Origin of the sequence: Acidisphaera sp. L21, from assembly GCF_009765685.1 — a bacterium.
Classification (GTDB): Bacteria; Pseudomonadota; Alphaproteobacteria; order Acetobacterales; family Acetobacteraceae; genus LMUY01.
Genome location: NZ_LMUY01000071.1, coordinates 1 through 18366, shown reverse-complemented (window position 1 = coordinate 18366; position 18366 = coordinate 1). Strand labels below are relative to the sequence as shown.

Here is an 18366-nt window from a genome sequence, read left to right as displayed (position 1 = left end):
CAGCCAAACGGGTTGATCAGCATGTGCTCGGCATCGCCGGGGATGCGGACGGTGGCGTGGTTGTAGACGAGGTCGGTCATGCCGAAGAGTGCCAGCAGGCGATAGGTGGCGGCGCAGTCCAGCCGGGCCTGCCACTCGGCTTCGGAGACGCGGCTGCGGACGCTTTGGGCGACATTGGTGTCGGGCATGGCCTGTTCCCTCCCATTGGCGGCCCGCTCGGGCCGTTCGTTGAGGGCAGCCTAGGTTCGATCCGGCGCCAGGGGCAAGCGAATGCGCGGACTTTATGGTGTGGCCGGGGCCGGGCGGATGCGTTCGGGCAGCATGCCCTGGGGGCGTAGGCGGAGGATCAGCAGCAGGGCCAGGCCGGTCAGCATGCCTTGGACGGAGGCGAGTTGCACGGGTTCGAGGCCGGGGAGATAGCCGACGGCCATGCGCGCGGCCTCGAGGAAGGCCATCACCGCGTAGCCGCCGACGAGCGCGCCCAGGGGGCGGCCGACGCCGCCGGCGGTGACGGCGAGGAAGATGTAGATGGTGATGAGCGGGGCGAACAGATCCGGGGAGACGTAGGATTGAAAATGGGCGTAGAGCGCGCCCGCCAGGCCGGCGATGGCGGCGGAGAGGGCGAAGGCCTCGAACTTGAAGCGCAGCACGTTCTTGCCGGCGAAGCGGGCGAGTTCCGGGTCCTCCCGCACGGCGCGGAGGGCGCGGCCGTAGGGGGAGCGGTCCAGGCGTTGCAGGCCGAGCAGGATGACGAGGGCGGCCAGGGTGGTGAGGCCCAGGTAGAACAGGTTGAAGCCGAACAGGCCGAGTTCCGGCTTCAAGGGCGCGCGGATGCCGGATAGGCCGTCGGCGCCGTTGGTGAGCCAGCGCTCGTTGAGGGCGACCAGGCGGATGACCTCGCCGAAGCCGAGGGTGACGATGGCGAGGTAGTCGTCGCGCAGGCGCAGGGTGGCGAAGGTGACGACCAGGCCGGCCAGGACACCTGCCACCACGGCGATGGCCAGGCCGGCGGCGAAGGGGGCGCCGGCGCCCGTCGCGATGGCCGAGGCGTAGGCGCCGATGGCGAAGAAGCCGCCGAGACCGAGATTGACCATGCCGGCGCCACCCCAGGCGAGATTGAGGCTGAGGGCGAGGATGGCGTAGACGCCGCCGGAGACGAGCGTGGCGATGGCGTAGGACAGCATCAGACGCTCCTCTCGCCCAGGAGGCCGCGGGGGCGGAAGGTCAGCATCAGCAGGATCGCGGCGAAGCCGATGGCGCTGCGGTAGGTGGCGGGGACGACCAGCAGGGCCAGTTCCTCGGCGACGCCCAGCGCCAGGGCACCGGCGACGGCGCCGGGGATGGAGCCGAGGCCGCCCAGGACGGCGGCGGCGAAGACGGCGAGCACCACGCGGTAGCCGGTGAGTGGGTCGATGGAGGTGTCGAACCCCAGCAGCACGCCGCCAACCCCCGCCAGCCCGGCACCCAGCAGCACGGCCAAGCCGGCGATGCGCCCGGGGTCGATGCCCTTGAGGCGGGAGAGGTCGGCGTTGTCGGCCACGGCGCGCATGGCGCGGCCGAAGCGGCTGTAGCGGAGGAACAGGAAGACCAGGACGAGCACCGCGGCGGCCAGGCCGAGATTCTGGATTTGCTGCGGGCCGACGCGGATGGGGCCGACATTCAGGTCCTGCTCCAACGGCAGGTCGTAGCCGTGCAGGTCGTTGCCGAAGATGAAGCGAATGAGGTTTTCCAATACGAGATTCAGTGCGATCGAGCCGATTGCCACCGTTAGGGCGCCGTAGCCGCGTAACGGCCGCAGCGCGATGTGTTCGGCGACCAGGCCCACCAGCCCGGCGACGATGAAGGCGGCGATGAGGATGGGGACGACGCCCATCCCCAGGCGCACGTTCACCCACCAGCCGGCGAAGGCGCCCACCGTCGCGTAGGAGGCGACGGCAAAGTCGGGGAAGCGCAGCACGGCGAAGATCGTCGTGAAGCCGATGGCCGGGACTGCAATCAGCGCGCCCGAAAGCAGCCCATTGGCCAGGGCCTGGGCGATCTCCGCCAGCATGGCCTCAATCGATCTTCAGCAGCGTGATCTTGCCGCCCTGGACCTGTTCGTAGCGGAACTTCGAGTCTTGGATGTCGCCGCGGTCGGTGAATTTGCAGGGGCCGGAGGCGCCGTCATAGGCGATGGCCTGCTTTGCGGCGATGGCCTTCAGCCCGTCCAGGGCGTTGACGACGACGGCGCCGCCGGGTGCCTGGCTGACCTTGCGGACGTTGTTGCGGATGCCGGTGCCGGTGGCCTCGCCACCCTGCGCCATGGCGAGCACGACCAGGTTGGTCTGGTCGTAGACCTGGATGGTGTAGGGGTCGGGGTTGGCGATGCCGATGGCCTTGACCAGGCCGGTGTAGGCGGCGCTGCCCTCGGCCGGGGAGGGGGCGAGGGTGTAGCAGCCCTCGGCGACAGAGGCAGGGACGCTGTCGAGCAGCTTCTGGTTGATGGCGTAGCCAAAGCCTATTTTGGCGCCCTTGAAGCCGGCGCGGAACAGGTCCTTCAGCACGACGATGGTGTCGGGGGTGTAGCCGCCGAGGATGAGGGCGTCCGGGGCATAGCGCAGCATGGTGTCGATCTCGCTGCGATAGGACGGCTTTTGGTCGTCATAGACCAGGGAGGCGGTGTCGCCGCCGGCGGCCTTCACGACCTTGGTGATGGCGTCCATCTCGCTTTGGAAGAAGGGCGTTTGCGGGGAGAGGAAGAAGACCTTCTTGCCGCCCTTTTCCAGGGCGAATTGGCCGAATTTCTGGCCCTGCAGCATCGTGTTGGGCTGGGTGCGGATGAGGTAGCCGTCATGCGGCAGGAGGGTGATGGAGTCGGCGCCGGAGGTGGTGGTGAGGAAGGTCTTGCTCTCCCAACACAGCGGCGCCACGGCGGTGGTGACGGAGGAGGCCCAGGTGCCGATGATGGCGGCGACCTTGTTGACCTCGATCAACTGGCGGGCGGCGCGGACGCCGGCATCGGGGTTGGACTGGTCATCCACCACGGTGAGTTCCAGCTTGCGGCCGAGGATGCCGCCGGCGGCGTTCACCTGGTCGACCACCAGCTTGGCGGCCTTGGCCATGTTGGGGCCGTAGGGGCCGCCGGCGCCGGTGAGAGGCACGAGGGCGCCGAGGCGGATCGGGCCTTCCTGGGCGATGGCCTGGCGGGCGAGCGCGGTGGCGCCGACGGCCAGGGTGCCGAGCAGGGTGGAACGTCGGGAGATGGGTGTGCGCATCATGGTCTGGTCCTCAAAATTCAGCCGCCAAGGAAAAGCCGTCTTATGTCGGGGTCGCTCGCAAGTGCTGGGCCATTGCCCTCGGCACTGTTGCGGCCGGCGACGAGCACGTAGCCGCGGGTGGAGATTTCCAGCGCTTCGACGGCGTGCTGTTCCACCATCAGGATGGGCAGGCCGTCGGCGTTCAGAGCGATGACGGCCTCAAACAACTCGTCCGCGGCCTTGGGGGAGAGGCCGGCGGTGGGTTCGTCGAGCAGGAGCAGGGAGGGCTCGGTCATGAGGCCCATTGCCATGGCGAGGATCTGGCGTTGCCCGCCGGAGAGGGTGCGGGCCTGGGAGCGGCGGCGGGCGGCGAGGAAGGGGTAGCGGGCGTACATCTCATCGGCTTTGCGCTTGGCGCGGGCCGGGTGGAGGAAGGCGCTGATGGAGAGGTTTTCGGCCACGGTGAGGGGGCCGAAGACATTGCGCTCCTGCGGGACGAAGGACATGCCGTGGCGGGCGCGGCCCAGGGCGTTTTCGCGGGAGACGTCGCGGCCGTTCAGGGTGATGCTGCCGGCGCTGAGCGTCAGCAGGCCGGCGACCGCTTTCAGGAGGGTGGATTTGCCGGCGCCGTTGGGGCCGATGATGGTGACGATCTCGCCGCGCTCCACCCGCAGGGACGTGCCTTTGAGGATTTGTTCGGCGGTGGAGTAGCCGCCGACGATCGCGTCGACCGTCAGCACCGTGCCGGCTTCGCTCAATGCCGGGTGCCCAGATAGGCTTCTTGGACCCGGGGGTCGTCGACGACTTCGGCGAAGCTGCCGGTCATGAGGGTGCGGCCCTCGGCCAGGACGATCACCGGGTCGCAGAGGCGCTTGATGAGCGACATGTCGTGCTCAATGAGGCAGATGGTGATGCCGTCCTCGTGCAAGGCGAGCAGGTGATCGGCGATTTGGCCGCCGAGGGTCGGGTTCACGCCGGCCATCGGCTCGTCGAGCAGGATGATCTGCGGGGAGGCCATGAGGGCGCGGCCGATCGCGACCAGTTGCTTCTGGCCGCCGGAGAGCGAGGTGATGGGGTTGTCCAGCACGTGGCCGAGGCGGAGGCGGCGGGCGACGGACCAGGCACGCTCGGCGATTTCGGCCTCGTAGGCGCGGGCTTGGCGGCTGCCGAAGATGGCGGCGAGCATGTGTTCGCCGGGTTGGCGGGGGGCGTAGAGCATCAGGTGCTGGAAGACGGAGAGTTTGGGGAAGCCGCGGGCGAGTTGGAAGGTGCGGACCAGGCCGCACCCCACCAGGCGATCGGGCGACATGCCGGTGACGTTTCGGCCGCCGAGGCTGACGCGGCCCTGGTCGGGGCGCAGCAGGCCGGAGATGACGTTGAAGAAGGTGGATTTGCCGGCGCCGTTTGGGCCGATCAGCCCGGTGATCGACCCGGCGGCGATGCTGAGGCTGATCCCTTGCAGGACGGAGACACCGTAGAAGCTGCGGCGGAGATCATCGACACGCAGGGCAGGGGGCGCCTGGCCGGCCAGGATAACTCCCTCCGGGCGCGTAGGGCCGATCCGCTGCACGGGCACCATCTCCTGCTGATGGCACGCATTTCGGGCACAATCTGCTGGGTGTCAAATCGCCGCCAGGATCGCTGGCGGGCTACCAGCGGGTGATGATCGGTAGGGCCAGGCGGGCCAGCAGCGTGACCAGGCCGCAGCCCACGCAATACCAGATGGCGATGTAGAGCGGGTCGTCGAACGGGCAGGCGAAGACGAAGACGAAGGCGCCCCAGGCCGCCGCGGAAATGCCCACGGCGAGTGCGGTGCCGGCGCTATCGGTGGACGCACCGCGACGCATTAGCAGGCCCAGGCCGAGCAGCGCCGGGATTGCCAGCACGGTCATTTCGTAGACGCATTGCAGACCGTTTCGCCAATCGATGCGCGTTGCCAGGGCGGGCCACCCGTCGCGGCTGGCGTCGATCAGCCAGCCTGCAGCCAGACATAGGGCGATGAGGCTGATTAGGAGGCGCAGGCCGCGCCGTGGCGACACCGCCGGGTTGAACGACGCGATAGCCACTGCCACCCCGACGAGCGCGATGAGGCCGAGGCTGGCGAGGCGCCACCATACCGCGACGATCTGCATCGCGCCGGGCATGTCGCGGCGGACTGGGCCGATCGCGAGATACACCGCCAGTTCGATGGCGCAGAGCAGGGCGATGACGGCGATGTCGACCCCGTAGCGGCGGCGGCGAACGGGCTTCAGGTCGCCGACCAGGCGATCGATCAACCGGTCATTCGTCATCGGCACGCCCGTGCACCAGAGTGCGCAAGCGGCCTAGGCCGCGATGGATGTTCACCTTGACGAGGGAAGGGGATTGCCCGGTGATGTCAGCCGCCTCTTCGACACTCAGCCCCTGCAACTTCACCAACCGGATCGCGTCGGATTGCGCGGGCTTCAGCTCCCGCAACAATCGCTCCAGCGACCAGGCGCTGGAGACGGCGTCGCCATGGTCGCCGATTGCGATGTCGTCGGTCAACGTGACGGTGGGTTTGGTGTGCATCGATCGCAGCCGGTCGATCCATTTGTAGCGGGCGATGGCGGCGAGCCATGGCTCGAACGGGCGGGCCGGATCGTAGGTGTGGCGCTTTTCGTGGATGGCCAGCAGGGTGTCCTGCACGGTGTCTTCGACGGTCGCGGAGGGCAGCCGGCGCGTGAAGTAGCGGCCGAGCCAGCGATCCAGCGCCATGAGCAGTCGGCGATACGCGGCGGCGTCCCCGGCCTGTGCGGCGATCATCAGATCGGCCCAGCCATTATTTCCGAAGCGCGGATCATCCGGCTTCATTCGGGCGTGGCCCGCAGACGGTCACAGCGTGGCGCGATCACGGTGTTGGCCGGCCCGTCAGGGGAGGTTCTGTTTCACGCGTTCTAGAATACGGCGCGTGACATCGCTTGGCAACGCGCTTGGACTCAGGGGGTCATATGCCGCTGAACCAGCCGAACCCGGCCTTCTCCCAATAGCCCGGCGTGTAGGTGTTGGTGACCTCGATGGCGGTGATCCATTTCGGGTTCTTGAAGCCGAGCTTCGTGGACGTGCGCAGGCGCATGGGGAAGCCGAAGGGTGCTGCCAATGGCTCGCCAGCGTAGGACGTGGCGAGGATCGTTTGTGGATGCAGGGCGGTCGCCATGTCGAGCGAGCTTGGGTAGTCGTCGGCGGATTGGAAGTTCACGTATTTCGCCCGCGTGTCGGCGCCGATCCGCCTTAGGAAATCCCGTAGGGGAACGCCGGACCATTGGCCGATATAGTCCCAGCCTTCGATGCAGATATGGCGAATGACCTCGTCCTGCTGCGGCAGGGCGGCGAATTGCGGCAATTTCCAGGGCGTCTTGTCGTCGATCAGCCCGGCGAGCTCCAGCTTCCAGGTGTCGCCGTCGACCGGCTTCACGTCCATGATGTCGTAATAGGCGTTGAACCGGGGTGGCTTGAGCACCATCGATGCCGGGTATGTGGGCGCCAGCTTGTTCGGGTTGAACAATTGCTGCTGGAACCAGTCGTTGAAGGTGGAGATCCCGCGCAACGCTGCTTCGACCGCGGCGGGACGGCTGACGTCGCAGCCGGTGAGCATGGTGAGCGCGCCGAGCGAGAGGCCGCCGCGGATCAAGCCGCGGCGCTGGAGCGAGCGGATGATTGGGCGATGATCGTCGAGCACGGCCGGGCTGGTTGGCTGGGCGGGACGGAACAGGGATTTCATGGCGTCACCTTGTTGGCGCGCGGGCGGTCGCCGACGCGCGGGCCGCCAGCCAGCATGGCCCAGATGGTTCGTGGCACCAGCACGGCCAGCGCCACGTGCACGACCAGGAAGCCGACGATCACCACCATGCCCCAGAAATGCACGATGCGCGCACCCTGGAAGCCACCGAAGAGTGGCACGAGGAAGGAGAGCTGCACCGGCTTCCAAATCGCCAGCCCGGTGACGACCTGCGAGATGCCGGCGACGATCACGACGATATACAGCAGTTTCTGCACGGCGTTGTAATGCGTGAGGTCTTCGTGGGCGATGTGGAAATGCAGCGTGTCCTTCACGGTCTGCACCAGCTCGCCGATGCGGATCGGCAGCAGGCGCTCGCGGAAGCGGCCGGTGAAGACGCCGTAGATTAAATAGGCCAGGCCATTCAGCACCAGGAACCACATGCCGGCGAAGTGCCACATGAGGCTTTCCGCCGCCCAGCTGCCCAGCCGGAATGTGTGACTGAAATGCAGGCCGCTGATGATGACGTAGTCGTCGTAGATGCCCCAGCCGGAGGTGATCATCACCAGCATCGCCACCGCATTGATCCAATGCATGACGCGGATGGGAACCGGATGCAGCTTGCGCGTGGCGGCGGGCTTGGGTGGGGGCGTCGATGCCATGGGTGGACCTCAGCTAATGCGACGGACGGGCGAGGCCGACGCGGATGACGTCGTCTGGCGCGAGGGGTTGGGAGCCGGCTGGATCGAAGGTCTTGAAGCCGTTCAACTGGGCCGGCGTGAAGTCCACGATTTCCATGTATTGGCCGAGCAAGGTCATTGCCTCGACAGGGACGGCGATCGGGTGGGCGAAGACGCCGCGCACGCCGCCATAGGCCACAACGACGGCCAGGCTGCCATCGCCCTGGCGCACGACGGCCCGGACCCATCCGAGGGTTGGCTGGCTTTCCGCCGGTTGCAGCACCTGGCGATGCAGCAGCGCGCCGACGCGCACGGGTTGGGGAAAGCGGCGGCTGGCGGCCTCGGCAAGGCTCATCCCCGCCGGGGCGGGTTGTTGCGCCAGCGCGGCAGACGTCGCCAGCAGCAACCCGGCGAAACAAAAGCGGAGCAGCACGACATGGATCCCCGAACGTGGCGCATGAACCCGGTTATTCGGGGCGCGCTGGCGATTGGTTACAGCGGCGGCGGGACGCGATAGGTTGCGGCGCAGCGATGACAGTTGGGAGTACCCGAATGCCGGCAGACAAGTTCCACCTCGCCTGGTTCCTGCAGGGCTCCAGCATCCAGGCCTGGAACGCGCAATGGACCGGCAATATCAGCGAGGAGTGGATGTCCGCCGAGATGTTCGTCGATGCGGCGCGGGCGATCGAGCGGGCCGGGTTCGACTACATGCTGTTGGAGGACTCGATCTATATCGGGCAGAATTGGCAGGATTTGCGGGATATCTTCCTGAAGAACGGCATGTCGGTGCCGCGGCAGGAGCCATCGGTCATCGCATCGCTGATGCTGGCGGCGACCAGCCGGCTGGGGGTGGTGCCGACGCTGTCGACCTTCGCGTATCATCCGTATCTGACCGCCCGCATCGTGGGCACGCTGGACCAGATTTCGGGCGGGCGCGCCGGGTGGAACATGGTGACGGGCAGTTCGGATTATTCGGGGCAGAATTTCGGGCTGGACCATCTGCCGGAGCACGACACGCGCTACGAAATGGCCGCCGAGTATATCGATATCGTGACGCAGCTTTGGGATTCGTGGGAGCCCGGCGCCATCGTGGCGGACCGCAAGACCGGCGTGCTGATCGATCCGGAGAAGGTGCACACGATCGACTTCAAGGGCGAGCATTATGCCAGCCGCGGGCCGTTGAACTCCGGTCCATGTCCGCAGGGGCGGCCGGTGATCGCGCAGGCTGGCGGGTCCGCGAAGGGGCGGGCCACCGCGGCGCGGTATGCGGACACCATCGTTGCCCATCCGAAGGGGATCGCGGCGATGAAGGATTACCGCGACGACGTCCGAGGGCAGATGGCGGCCGCCGGGCGCAATCCGGATCATTGCAAGGTCCTGTTCATGGCGTATCCGATCCTGGCCAGTTCGGCAGCCGAGGCGCAGGAGCGTGCGGATCATCGCCGGGTCGCGGCGGCGCAGAATTTGGATATGCGGCTGGCGCAGATCGGCTGGACGACGAATATCGACTTCTCCACCTTCGACCTGGATGCGCCGGTGGGCGAGTTGTCCACCAACGGCCACCAATCGAGCCTGGCCGGGTTCCTGCGCAAGGCCGGCAAGAACACGTTGCGGGAGGCGGCGATCGACTATAGCAGCATGGGCGCCTGCGTGGACCTGGTGGGCACGCCCGACAGGGTGGCGGCGCAGATGGACGAGGCGATGCAGGAGGTGGGCGGCGACGGTTTCCTGATCGCGCTGCCGAATGTGAGCCGTCGTAGCGTGGCGGAGATTACCGACGGGTTGGTGCCGGCGCTGCAGCAGCGTGGTTTGGTGCGCACGGCGTACGAGCACCAGATGTTCCGGGATAATCTGCTGGCGTTTTAGAGCAAATTTCGTGCTGAAAGATGCACGAACTTTGCTCTAGCTCTCTGTTTTGGCAAGCATTTATCCGCCCGATGATTCTCCTCGCGCGGAAAATGCTCTAGGCTGTGGCTCCCATCCGAAGACGCTGCGACCGCCGTATCCGTGCGAGGCCTGGCGTTCCCAGGCGAATAGCGTTTCGACGGTGGGGCCGGTGGCGTGACGCTCCAATTGGCGGGCCTGGTCGTCCAGGCGCTTCATTGCGGCGAGTTCTTCGGAGTGGCCTAGCTTGGCGTTGTGCACGGCGGCCTTCAACACGGCGATGGTGTGGTCGTAGACCTTCAGCGGCACCGGGTAGGGATGGCGGTCCTTGCCGCCATGGGCGATGGAGAAGCGTGCCGGGTCGGTGAAGCGGTAGGGGGCGCCGTGCACGATTTCGGCCACCTGGGCCAGGGCGCGCACGGTGCGGGCGCCGACACCGGGGACGAGGAGCAACTCGGCGAAATCCTGCGGGCCGCGTTCGGCGGCGGCGGCGAGGTTGCCGTGCAGACGCCGCGTGACGATGTTTTCCGGCCGCACGTCGTGATGCGCGGGCATGACCAAATGCAGCAGGGAGGCCTGGGCCAGCGGGGGGCGATCCTCCAGCAAGGCGAGTTGGTGCTGGATGCCGTCGGGGCCGAGATCGCTCAGCACGCCCAGCATGTGCTGCCGGGCCGGGTTGGCCCGGCGGTCGGTGAGATTGACGATGACGCCCTGGCCGGTGCCGTCGATGGCGGCATGGGGTTGGTCGACGAAGCTTTGCAGGCCCTGGGAGAGCCAGTGGTAGCGGCGGGCCTGGCGGCGGTCGCCGTTCATGCCCTGCTGCACCACCACCCAGTTTGCGTCATCGGTGACGATGAAGCCGTGGAGGTAGAGGTCGAAGCCGTCCTGCACGGCGGCGCTGTCGACCTTGGCGACCAGGCGGCTGGCGCGGGCCAGGGCGGCGCCGTCCACGCCGGTGCGGTCGCCGATGGCGGCGAGTTCGTGCGGGGTTTGGCGGGACTGGTTGCCGCGGCCGCCGCAGACGTGGATGCCGAGTTCGCCGGCCAAGGGGGCGAGGCCGCGTTTCAAGGCGCCGATGACGCTGGTGGTGATGCCGGAGGAATGCCAGTCCATCCCCATGACGGCGCCGAAAGATTGGAACCAGAACGGGTTGGACAGGCGTCGCAGCATCTCGTCGCGGCCGTATTCCAGCACGATCGCCTGGGTGATGACGGCGCCGAGCTTGGTCATGCGCGTGCCGAGCCAGGCGGGGACGCGGCCGCCATGCAGCGGCAAGTCGGCACTGCCGGCGCGTTTGGCCATCAGATCGGGGTGCGTTTCGTGTTGCGTTTTGGCATGGGGCGAGGGTATCAGAGACGGAACAGAAAGAGAACCATGCTCGCTGGACAGTCCGATTTGTTTGCGCCGCCGCCTGCTGGGCCGGTGCAGGCTTGCGATATCGTGACGCCGGCGGAGGAGGCTGCGCTGATTGCCGCTGTCGACGCCATAGAGCTGACGCCGTTCCGGTTCCAAGGATATCTCGGCAAGCGGCTGACGGCGTCCTTTGGCTGGCATTACGATTTCGAGGGGGCGCGGTTAGCGCCCAGCGAGCCGATACCGGACTGGCTGCTGCCGTTGCGGGCGCGGGCGGCTGAGTTTGCCGGGCTGGCGCCAGATACGTTGGCGCAGGCGCTGTTGCTGCGGTACGACCCGGGTGCGGGGATTGGCTGGCATCGGGATCGGGCGGTGTTCGGGCATGTCGTGGGCGTGTCGCTGGGGGCGGCGGCGACGATGCGGTTTCGTCGCCGGCGGGGCGCCGGGTTCGACCGGCTGGCAGCCGAATTGCCGCGGCGCTCGATCTATCACCTGAGCGGCGCGATCCGGACCGAGTGGGAACACAGCATCGCGGAGATGGCGGTGACGCGGTGGTCGGTGACATTTCGGAGCCTGGCTGAATAGGGTGCTTGCTGCGGTGCGGCAAGCGCGGTTGGATTAGCCGGCGCGCGGTCGTAGAAGGGTCGGACGTCACTACGGGATCGGTTCGTCGGCCTGATGTTTTCGACTTTGATGGTGGTTCTGCCGATCTTCGCGCTGATCTTCGCAGGATGGCTGGCGCGGCGAATTGGGGTTCTGGGCCCGCACGCTACCTCCGAACTCAATCGTTTCGTGGTCTATTTGGCGTTGCCAGCGTTGTTGTTCGACATCGTGGCGCATGCGAACTGGGTCGATATCTGGCAGCCCGGCTTCATAGCGGCGTTCGGGTTGGGCAGCGCGCTGGTGTTTGGCGGCACGGTCGCGATCCGGCTGCGCGGGACGCGGCATCTGGCGGACGCGGTGCTGGATGGGCTGAACGCCGGGTATGCCAATACGGGGTTCATCGGGTTTCCCTTGGCGGTGGTGGCGTTGGGGCGGGGAGCCCTGGCGCCGACGCTGGTGGCGACCATCATGACGGTCTGCATCCTGTTCGCCGTCGCCATCGTGCTGATCGAAATCGGCCTGCAGACGGAGCGCCAGCGGGCCAAACTGGCGCTGAAGGTCACCAAATCGCTGGTGCGCAATCCACTGCTGGTGGCGCCGGTGCTGGGTGCTCTGATCCCGATCGCCGGGCTGGCTATTCCGGGCCCGGTGGAGACCTTCTTCAAGCTACTGGGTGGGGCGGCCTCGCCCAGCGCCCTGGTGGCGCTGGGCTTGTTCCTGGCCAACACGCGCAAGTCGACCGAGCGAACCGCCGGGTCGACGGCGTTCCTGGTGATGTGCAAGTTGGTGGCGCAGCCGCTGATCACCTGGGTCGCCGCCACCCAGATCTTCGGCCTGTCCCCGATGCTGACGCACACCGCCGTGCTGCTGGCCGCGCTGCCGACGGGAACGGGGCCGTTCATGCTGGCGGAGTTCTACAACCGCGAGGCGGAAGTCACCTCCAACGCCATCCTGGTTTCCACGATTCTGTCGGTGTTGACCGTATCGGCCTACCTCGCAATTGCCGGCTAGCGCAAATTTCGTGCTGAGAGATGCACGAACTTTGCTTTAGCTCTCTGTCTTGGCGAGCATTTTCATCCGCCCGATGATTCTCATCGCGCGGAAAATGCTCAAGAGACCGTTTGTCGATGCGGCAGCGGTCGTCCGAAGCAGTCTCAGTCGGTGAGTTGAGGCTTATCTGCTTTGCTTTGTACCAATGCTTCCGTCGATTTAAATAGGGCATAAAAGTCTGGCAGGAGCTTTTCTGCTCCTTCCCAAATGTCCCGGGTAAGTTTTGCGATCGAGATTTCTGCGACCGGAAGATGCTGAGCCACCGCCGCATCGTGAGTTCGTCTCGCAATCGGCGCTTGTGTCGTGACCTGATAATTGAGGTCGCGAAAGTCCTTCCGGTAGGTCTCCCACCTCAGTAAAAGGCGGCTCTCTCGCATATCCTTACTGCCGCGGAATTCTTGAACCAAGAATTGGTAGGCTTTTAGTTCGCTGAGCAAGACAATGATCGTTCGCTCGGCCTGCTCGGGCTCGTATTCCACGAGATCGCCAACCGAGCTTCGCCCTGCCTCGAGCGCAAGATATAGCATATAAATCACGTCGCGCATCGCATTGTGCCAAGTGTCGGCATGAAGCTGATCGACCTGTCTTTCAGCGACGGTGACACGCCCCGCCTTCCGGACGGCGGCGACGCGCATCAGGTCGCGAACCGTTTTCATATATGTGTAGAACGATGTGATATTGATCACGACCCGTGCTTCCAAACTCTGCAGGTCGCGCGAGTTACTCTCAAACACAGGGAAGTAATTTTCGACCGAGGTGAATTGCATCGATTGTGGAGCATTGGTTCGGTCGTCGTTTGTCGAGCCGTCGCGCGGGCTGGCCTCAGTTTTCGACGCGCTCTCGTCTCCTTGTTGGAGACGGCTCATAAGCCGCCCGACGGTGTCGATGACCGTGGTGACCCTGCATAGGGTGCAGATTTCGCACGCAAACAGATCGACGACCCCGAGCCTCGCGCTTCCTACTTTGTACGACCAGGCGCAGATCGCGCCGACGGCGGCAAACATCGTTGCAAGTAAGGTAATGAGGTTTGCGAGAACCTTTATTGTCCATATGACGATATCATTCGGAAAGCCTGCTTTTTCGACAGCGTAAAACAGACAAAGTGCACCACTGATGCAGAGAAGCACCAGTGACATGGCGACAATTAATCTGAGATCGCCGACATGTTTCGATGTGAGAAGCCGGTCCATCGTTGCAGCAGGATTGCCCGTCTCAAGCAGAGGCGCGATTGACTTCAGCACCTTCGTGCCGAGGCGACCCAAGGCCGATCCTTGCTTGTGCCTGGCGCTCCGCGCCGGCCCTGGCGAACCCAGATTCGGCACGTCCTTGCCCTCCCACTAGGTCGGTTCGATGCCGTTACGGAACACTATGGTAACAAGAGCCGTCAAGCTTTTTTGACAAACAGGCTTTCGGGACGCCAAGCACATCACTCTGGTGCGATCAGCTCTTATGCTGTTGGCCTTGCAGGCTGGGGATAAGCGCAACTCACCAGTCGTTTGAGAGACCGTTTGAGAATGCTACTGCGGCGGCGATCCGACGCGGCGGTCTGCGCTTCCGGTGCTCACGGCCCCTTAAGGCCGCTCCGCGCCAGTTCTCGACCGCCACGCCGGGCGGCGCAAGGGCGCCTCTCGCTGCCCGCAGCGCATGCTCAAACGGTGTCTGAGCGCGCCCAGACAGCAGCGGCCGGCCGTTGCGGGGCACGCCTGGCACCGGACGGACAGATCACCACCGGACCTTGCCGTTCCGATACCGATAAGAGACAGGCGTCTAGAGAGTGGCGGCGTCCAAGACGGCAACGTCGTTCGCGGAGAGTTTGACGTCGCAGGCTTTGACCAGGTCGGCCATCTGCTCCGGCTTGGAGGCGCTGGCGATCGGGGCGGCGATGTTGGGTTGGGCGATCAGCCAGGCGATCGCGATCTGCGTCGGGTTGGAACCGTGGCGTTCCGCGACGTGGTCCAAGGCCGCGATCACCTTGGCGCCGCCTTCGTTGAGATATTTCTCCACGCGGGAGCCGCGCAGGCTGGAGGCGAGATCCGCCTTGGCGCGATATTTACCGGTGAGGAACCCGGAGGCGAGGGCAAAATAGGGGATGACGCTGAGGCCGGCTTCTTGCACCACGGGCGCCAGGTCGGCCTCGTAGTCCTTACGCTCGAGCAGGTTGTAGAGCGGCTGGAGCGTTTCGTAGCGTGGCAGGCCGTGCTTGGCGCTGACGTCCAGCGCCTCCTTCAGGCGGGCGCCTTTGTAGTTGGAGGCGCCGATCGCGCGCACTTTGCCGGCCTTGATCAACTCGGCGAAGGTTTGCAGGGTTTCTTCGAGCGGGACGGTTTCGTCGTCCTTGTGGGCCTGGTAGAGGTCGACGTAATCGGTTTGCAGCCGGGTGAGCGAGGCGTCGATTTCGTGCAAAATCCACTCGCGCGACAGGCCTTTGCGACCGTCACCCATCGCCATGCCGACCTTGGTGGCGATGACGACCTTGTCGCGGCATTTCCGCTCGGCCAGCCACTCGCCCATGATGGTCTCGGACTCGCCGCCCTTGTTGCCGTCGACCCAGGCGGAATAGACGTCCGCAGTGTCGATCGCGGTGAACCCGGCGTCTACGGCTGCGTCCAAAAGCCGGAACGACTGGGCCTTGTCCGCGGTCCAACCAAACACGTTGCCGCCGAACATGAGCGGTGGAATGGCAATACCGGAGCGGCCGAGCGTGCGTGACTGCATGATAGGTTTCCTTATCGTCGGGCGAGTATCCCCCCGGCAGCCGCACCCGTCTAGGCCCAGTGGCGCCGTTCGCGCTTTGCGGCGTCGCAGGCGGGCGTCGGGTCGTAGGCTACACCTTATGTCCGATACGGGCCGCGTTGCTGCGAAACAATGGTTTTGCCCGCACGGCGAAACTGCACGTCACCAGCGCCACTGCGGCCAGGGGTGTGACGATCCCCGACACGAGAAGAACTGGCGTCACCCCTACGGCACAGATCAAGATCGGCAGGGCGAAGATGGCGTCATCCGGATCGAACGCATGCCGAGTGCGGGGGGCACCGTGTTTCGCATCGCGGCCGTTCAGTTGCCAGAACAGGGCCGTGATGCCGGCGGCCGCCAAGATGCCGAACAGGATAGACCACCACCCCATCCAGCCGTCGCGCGCGCCATAGCCCAGCGCGAGGAAGGCAAGCGCGTCGGCGCCCCAATCGGCCACCAGGTCCAGGCGATGGCCCTGGGGGCTGAAATGCTGCGTCAATCTCGCCAATTCGCCGTCGGCCCGGTCGAGCACGGCGGCGATGGTGAAGGATATTGCGCCGAGCAGAACCCAATCCACCGTGCCGACAGCGAACGCCGCCGCGGCAAGCAGGGCGCCGAGAAAGCGCGCCACGGTAATGTGGTTGGGGCGGACCCAGGTTGGGCCGAGTCGTTTTACAATCGGACGAACCGCCCGATGCAACAATGTGTCGTGGCTCACGATAGACCTAACTCGGGCAATTGGGTCGGGGATGAAACCGACGACATCGCCGAAACCGCGCATCGCAGAACCGGGCAGCGCCAAACGCAACCCGGCGCCCTACGACATCGCGAAGATTATGCTGGGAGGAAGTCGGGCACTGACAGGTAGCGTTCGCCAGTATCGTAGTTGAAGCCCAGCACGCGGGCGCCGGGCTTCAACTTTGCGAGTTTGGCTGCGATCGCCGCCAGGGTGGCGCCGGAGGAGATGCCGACGAGCAGGCCCTCCTGGCTGGCGGAGCGGCGGGCGTATTCCTTGGCGTCGTCGCCCGATACCTGGATGACGCCATCCAGCAGGTCGCGATGCAGGTTGGTGGGGATGAAGCCGGCGCCGATGCCCTGGATCGGGTGGGGCGCCGGGTCACCGCCGGAGATGACGGGGGAGAGGGTGGGTTCGACGGCGAAGACCTGCAGGCCGGGCCAGGCTTTCTTCAGCACCTGGGCGCAACCGGTGAGGTGGCCGCCGGTGCCGACGCCGGTGATGAGGGCGTCCAGGCCGTCGGGGAAATCGGCGAGGATTTCCTGCGCGGTGGTGGCGACGTGGATGGCGATGTTGGCCGGGTTCTCGAATTGTTGGGGGATCCAGGCGCCGGGGGTTTGCGCGGCCAGTTCCTCGGCGCGGGCGATGGCGCCCTTCATGCCCTTTTCCCGGGGGGTCAGGTCGAAGGTGGCGCCGTAGGCCTGCATCAGGCGGCGACGCTCGACGGACATGGAGTCGGGCATCACGAGGATGAGTTTGTAGCCCTTGATCGCGGCCACGATGGCCAGGCCGACGCCGGTGTTGCCGGATGTCGGCTCGATGATGACGCCGCCGGGTTTCAGGCGGCCATCCGCCTCGGCGGCCTGCACCATGGCGAGGGCGATGCGGTCCTTGATCGAGCCACCGGGGTTGCCGCGTTCGGATTTCACCCAAACCTCCGCATCCGGGAACAGCCGGGCGAGCCGGATGTGCGGCGTGCGGCCGATCGTCTCTAGAACGCTGCTGGCTTTCATGGGTCTTCTATCCTGGCCGTGGAACGAGCGGGCGAGCATAGGATATGGGCGTCAGACCGGCGGATGCAAAGGCGGCCCCCGCCGAACCCGGGCGCGCAGCAGGACGGCGTCCAGCATCCTATCCACGTCGGCGTCGCGCGTGCGATGGTTTACGATCGCGGCGCGGATGGCGAGGGTGCCTTTGACGGTGGTGGTGGAGGGGGCGGCGATCCCGCCCTCCTGCAAATCGGCCACGATGTCGCGGTTCAGGCGATCCGGGTCGGTGACGTCGCGGACGCGGAAGCAGACGATGTTGAGGGCGACGGGGGCGAGGAGTTCGAGCGCCGGGTCGTCGCGGATCCGGGCGGCGAGGTGCTGGGCGACGGCGCAGGTGGTGTCGACGATCTGGCCCAGGTGATCGGCGCCGTAGGTTTTGAGCGTCATCCACACTTTCAGGGCGCGGAAGCCGCGGGATAGATCGGGGCCGAGGTCGCAGGGCCACGGCGCTCCGCCGGCCAGGCCGCGGTCCTCCCGGCGGAGGTAGGCGACGGTTTGGGCGAAGGCGGCGGCTTGCTTCGTGCCGTCGCGGACGAGGATGCAGCCGGCGTCGTAGGGCACCTGCGCCCATTTGTGGAAATCCAGCGCGAGGCTGTCCGCTTGCTCGATCCCGGCGAGGAGGGGGCGATGGCGGGGGGAGAGCATGGCCAGGGCGCCGAACGCGGCGTCGACGTGGAACCATAGGCCGGCGCTGCGGCAGAAGGTGGCGAGGCCGGATAGGTTGTCGACGGCGCCGACATCGACAGTGCCGGCGGTGCCGATGACGAGGAAGGGCTGGGCGCCCTCCGCACGGTCCTGCGCGATGTGGGCGGCCAGGTCGGACAGGTCGATGCGGTGGTCGGCGTCGCAGCGGATGAGGCGCAGGGCGTCGGTGCCGAAGCCGGCGATGTCCATGGCGCGGGCGATGCAGCCATGGGCGGTGCGGGCGGCATAGGCGGTGAGGCGGGCGCCGGCGATGCCCTTGCTGCGGATTTCGGGGCCCAGGGTGGCGCGGCGGGCGACGAGGACGGCGACCAGGTTGGCCATGGAGCTGCCGGTGACCATGAGCCCCGAGCTGTCGGTGGGGAGGCCGACCATTTCGGCGGCCCAGCGGACCACCTGGCGCTCGACCTCGATGGGGGCGTGGTCGCGGCCGCCGAGGTTGGCGTTGAGCCCGCCGGCGATGAGTTCGGCCAGCATGCCGACCGGGTTGCCGCCGCCATGGACCCAGCCCATGAAGCCCGGGTGCACGTTGCCGGTGACGTAGGGGATTATGAGGCGCTGCACGTCGGCGTAGACGTGCTCGGCGGGGGTCGGGGCATGGGGC

The 18366-nt window shown here is 66.3% G+C and carries 19 protein-coding genes and 1 pseudogene; 3 read left to right on the top strand and 17 right to left on the bottom strand.

The window, feature by feature from the left end; translation table 11 throughout:
• From GSQ76_RS13450 to GSQ76_RS13400, 11 genes and pseudogenes are all read right to left on the bottom strand, one after another.
• Nucleotides 1-188, bottom strand: a pseudogene (locus GSQ76_RS13450) (class II aldolase/adducin family protein); the annotation flags it as partial.
• 93 nt (nucleotides 189-281) lie between these two features.
• On the bottom strand, nucleotides 282-1184 hold the full coding sequence (locus GSQ76_RS13445; RefSeq protein ID WP_158744425.1) for a branched-chain amino acid ABC transporter permease: 903 nt from the start codon (nucleotides 1182-1184) through the stop codon (nucleotides 282-284).
• On the bottom strand, nucleotides 1184-2050 hold the full coding sequence (locus tag GSQ76_RS13440; protein WP_158744424.1) for a branched-chain amino acid ABC transporter permease: 867 nt from the start codon (nucleotides 2048-2050) through the stop codon (nucleotides 1184-1186). Before GSQ76_RS13440 ends, GSQ76_RS13445 begins: the two co-directional genes overlap by 1 nt.
• A gap of 4 nt (nucleotides 2051-2054) precedes the next feature.
• The gene (locus tag GSQ76_RS13435) at nucleotides 2055-3257 is read right to left on the bottom strand and encodes an ABC transporter substrate-binding protein (protein WP_254070396.1); all 1203 of its coding nucleotides are present in this window, start codon (nucleotides 3255-3257) and stop codon (nucleotides 2055-2057) included.
• Nucleotides 3258-3274: 17 nt separating this feature from the next.
• Entirely contained in the window at nucleotides 3275-3994 is a 720-nt protein-coding gene (locus tag GSQ76_RS13430; protein WP_254070395.1) for an ABC transporter ATP-binding protein, read from the bottom strand.
• Nucleotides 3991-4806, bottom strand: a complete 816-nt coding sequence (locus tag GSQ76_RS13425) for an ABC transporter ATP-binding protein (protein ID WP_254070394.1) — start codon at nucleotides 4804-4806, stop codon at nucleotides 3991-3993. The genes GSQ76_RS13430 and GSQ76_RS13425 overlap by 4 nt, the downstream gene beginning before the upstream one ends.
• Before the next feature lie 79 nt (nucleotides 4807-4885).
• The gene (locus GSQ76_RS13420; RefSeq protein WP_158744422.1) at nucleotides 4886-5527 is read right to left on the bottom strand and encodes an NrsF family protein; all 642 of its coding nucleotides are present in this window, start codon (nucleotides 5525-5527) and stop codon (nucleotides 4886-4888) included.
• Nucleotides 5517-6068 carry a sigma-70 family RNA polymerase sigma factor gene (locus GSQ76_RS13415; RefSeq protein WP_254070393.1) on the bottom strand — a complete coding sequence of 184 codons (552 nt, stop codon included), beginning with the start codon at nucleotides 6066-6068 and terminating at the stop codon, nucleotides 5517-5519. Before GSQ76_RS13415 ends, GSQ76_RS13420 begins: the two co-directional genes overlap by 11 nt.
• Nucleotides 6069-6201: 133 nt before the next feature.
• Nucleotides 6202-6975, bottom strand: a complete 774-nt coding sequence (locus tag GSQ76_RS13410; protein ID WP_158744421.1) for a molybdopterin-dependent oxidoreductase — start codon at nucleotides 6973-6975, stop codon at nucleotides 6202-6204.
• Nucleotides 6972-7634: a cytochrome b/b6 domain-containing protein gene (locus GSQ76_RS13405; protein WP_158744420.1), complete on the bottom strand. Its 663-nt coding sequence runs from the start codon at nucleotides 7632-7634 to the stop codon at nucleotides 6972-6974. The genes GSQ76_RS13410 and GSQ76_RS13405 overlap by 4 nt, the downstream gene beginning before the upstream one ends.
• 13 nt (nucleotides 7635-7647) lie before the next feature.
• Entirely contained in the window at nucleotides 7648-8085 is a 438-nt protein-coding gene (locus tag GSQ76_RS13400; protein WP_158744419.1) for a hypothetical protein, read from the bottom strand.
• Nucleotides 8086-8204: 119 nt separating this feature from the next.
• Here GSQ76_RS13400 and GSQ76_RS13395 point away from each other — a divergent pair, with 119 nt between their 5' ends.
• Nucleotides 8205-9518, top strand: coding sequence for an NtaA/DmoA family FMN-dependent monooxygenase (locus GSQ76_RS13395; RefSeq protein ID WP_158744418.1), 1314 nt, complete (start codon nucleotides 8205-8207; stop codon nucleotides 9516-9518).
• A 60-nt stretch (nucleotides 9519-9578) separates the two neighbouring features.
• Here the strand turns inward: GSQ76_RS13395 and GSQ76_RS13390 are convergent, their stop codons facing one another.
• Complete coding sequence (locus GSQ76_RS13390; RefSeq protein ID WP_158744417.1) at nucleotides 9579-10838, bottom strand: DUF763 domain-containing protein; 1260 nt, start codon at nucleotides 10836-10838, stop codon at nucleotides 9579-9581.
• A 72-nt stretch (nucleotides 10839-10910) separates the two neighbouring features.
• Between GSQ76_RS13390 and GSQ76_RS13385 the strand changes: the two genes are divergently transcribed.
• Together GSQ76_RS13385 and GSQ76_RS13380 are read left to right on the top strand one after the other, a co-directional pair.
• Nucleotides 10911-11474, top strand: a complete 564-nt coding sequence (locus GSQ76_RS13385; protein WP_158744416.1) for an alpha-ketoglutarate-dependent dioxygenase AlkB — start codon at nucleotides 10911-10913, stop codon at nucleotides 11472-11474.
• A 93-nt stretch (nucleotides 11475-11567) separates the two neighbouring features.
• On the top strand, nucleotides 11568-12503 hold the full coding sequence (locus GSQ76_RS13380; protein ID WP_158744415.1) for an AEC family transporter: 936 nt from the start codon (nucleotides 11568-11570) through the stop codon (nucleotides 12501-12503).
• A gap of 143 nt (nucleotides 12504-12646) precedes the next feature.
• On the opposite strand, the gene GSQ76_RS13375 is transcribed toward GSQ76_RS13380, so the two are convergent.
• The 5 genes from GSQ76_RS13375 to GSQ76_RS13355 all read right to left on the bottom strand — a co-directional run.
• Nucleotides 12647-13804: a hypothetical protein gene (locus GSQ76_RS13375; protein WP_158744414.1), complete on the bottom strand. Its 1158-nt coding sequence runs from the start codon at nucleotides 13802-13804 to the stop codon at nucleotides 12647-12649.
• Nucleotides 13805-14309: 505 nt separating this feature from the next.
• Nucleotides 14310-15257, bottom strand: a complete 948-nt coding sequence (locus GSQ76_RS13370; RefSeq protein WP_158744413.1) for an aldo/keto reductase — start codon at nucleotides 15255-15257, stop codon at nucleotides 14310-14312.
• Between the two features lie 109 nt (nucleotides 15258-15366).
• Complete coding sequence (locus tag GSQ76_RS13365) at nucleotides 15367-15993, bottom strand: CDP-alcohol phosphatidyltransferase family protein (protein WP_158744412.1); 627 nt, start codon at nucleotides 15991-15993, stop codon at nucleotides 15367-15369.
• A 116-nt stretch (nucleotides 15994-16109) separates the two neighbouring features.
• Nucleotides 16110-17024, bottom strand: a complete 915-nt coding sequence (cysK, locus tag GSQ76_RS13360) for a cysteine synthase A (RefSeq protein WP_158744411.1) — start codon at nucleotides 17022-17024, stop codon at nucleotides 16110-16112.
• Between the two features lie 51 nt (nucleotides 17025-17075).
• The coding region (locus tag GSQ76_RS13355) for a pyridoxal-dependent decarboxylase (protein WP_158744410.1) at nucleotides 17076-18366 on the bottom strand (1291 nt) is incomplete at its 5' end.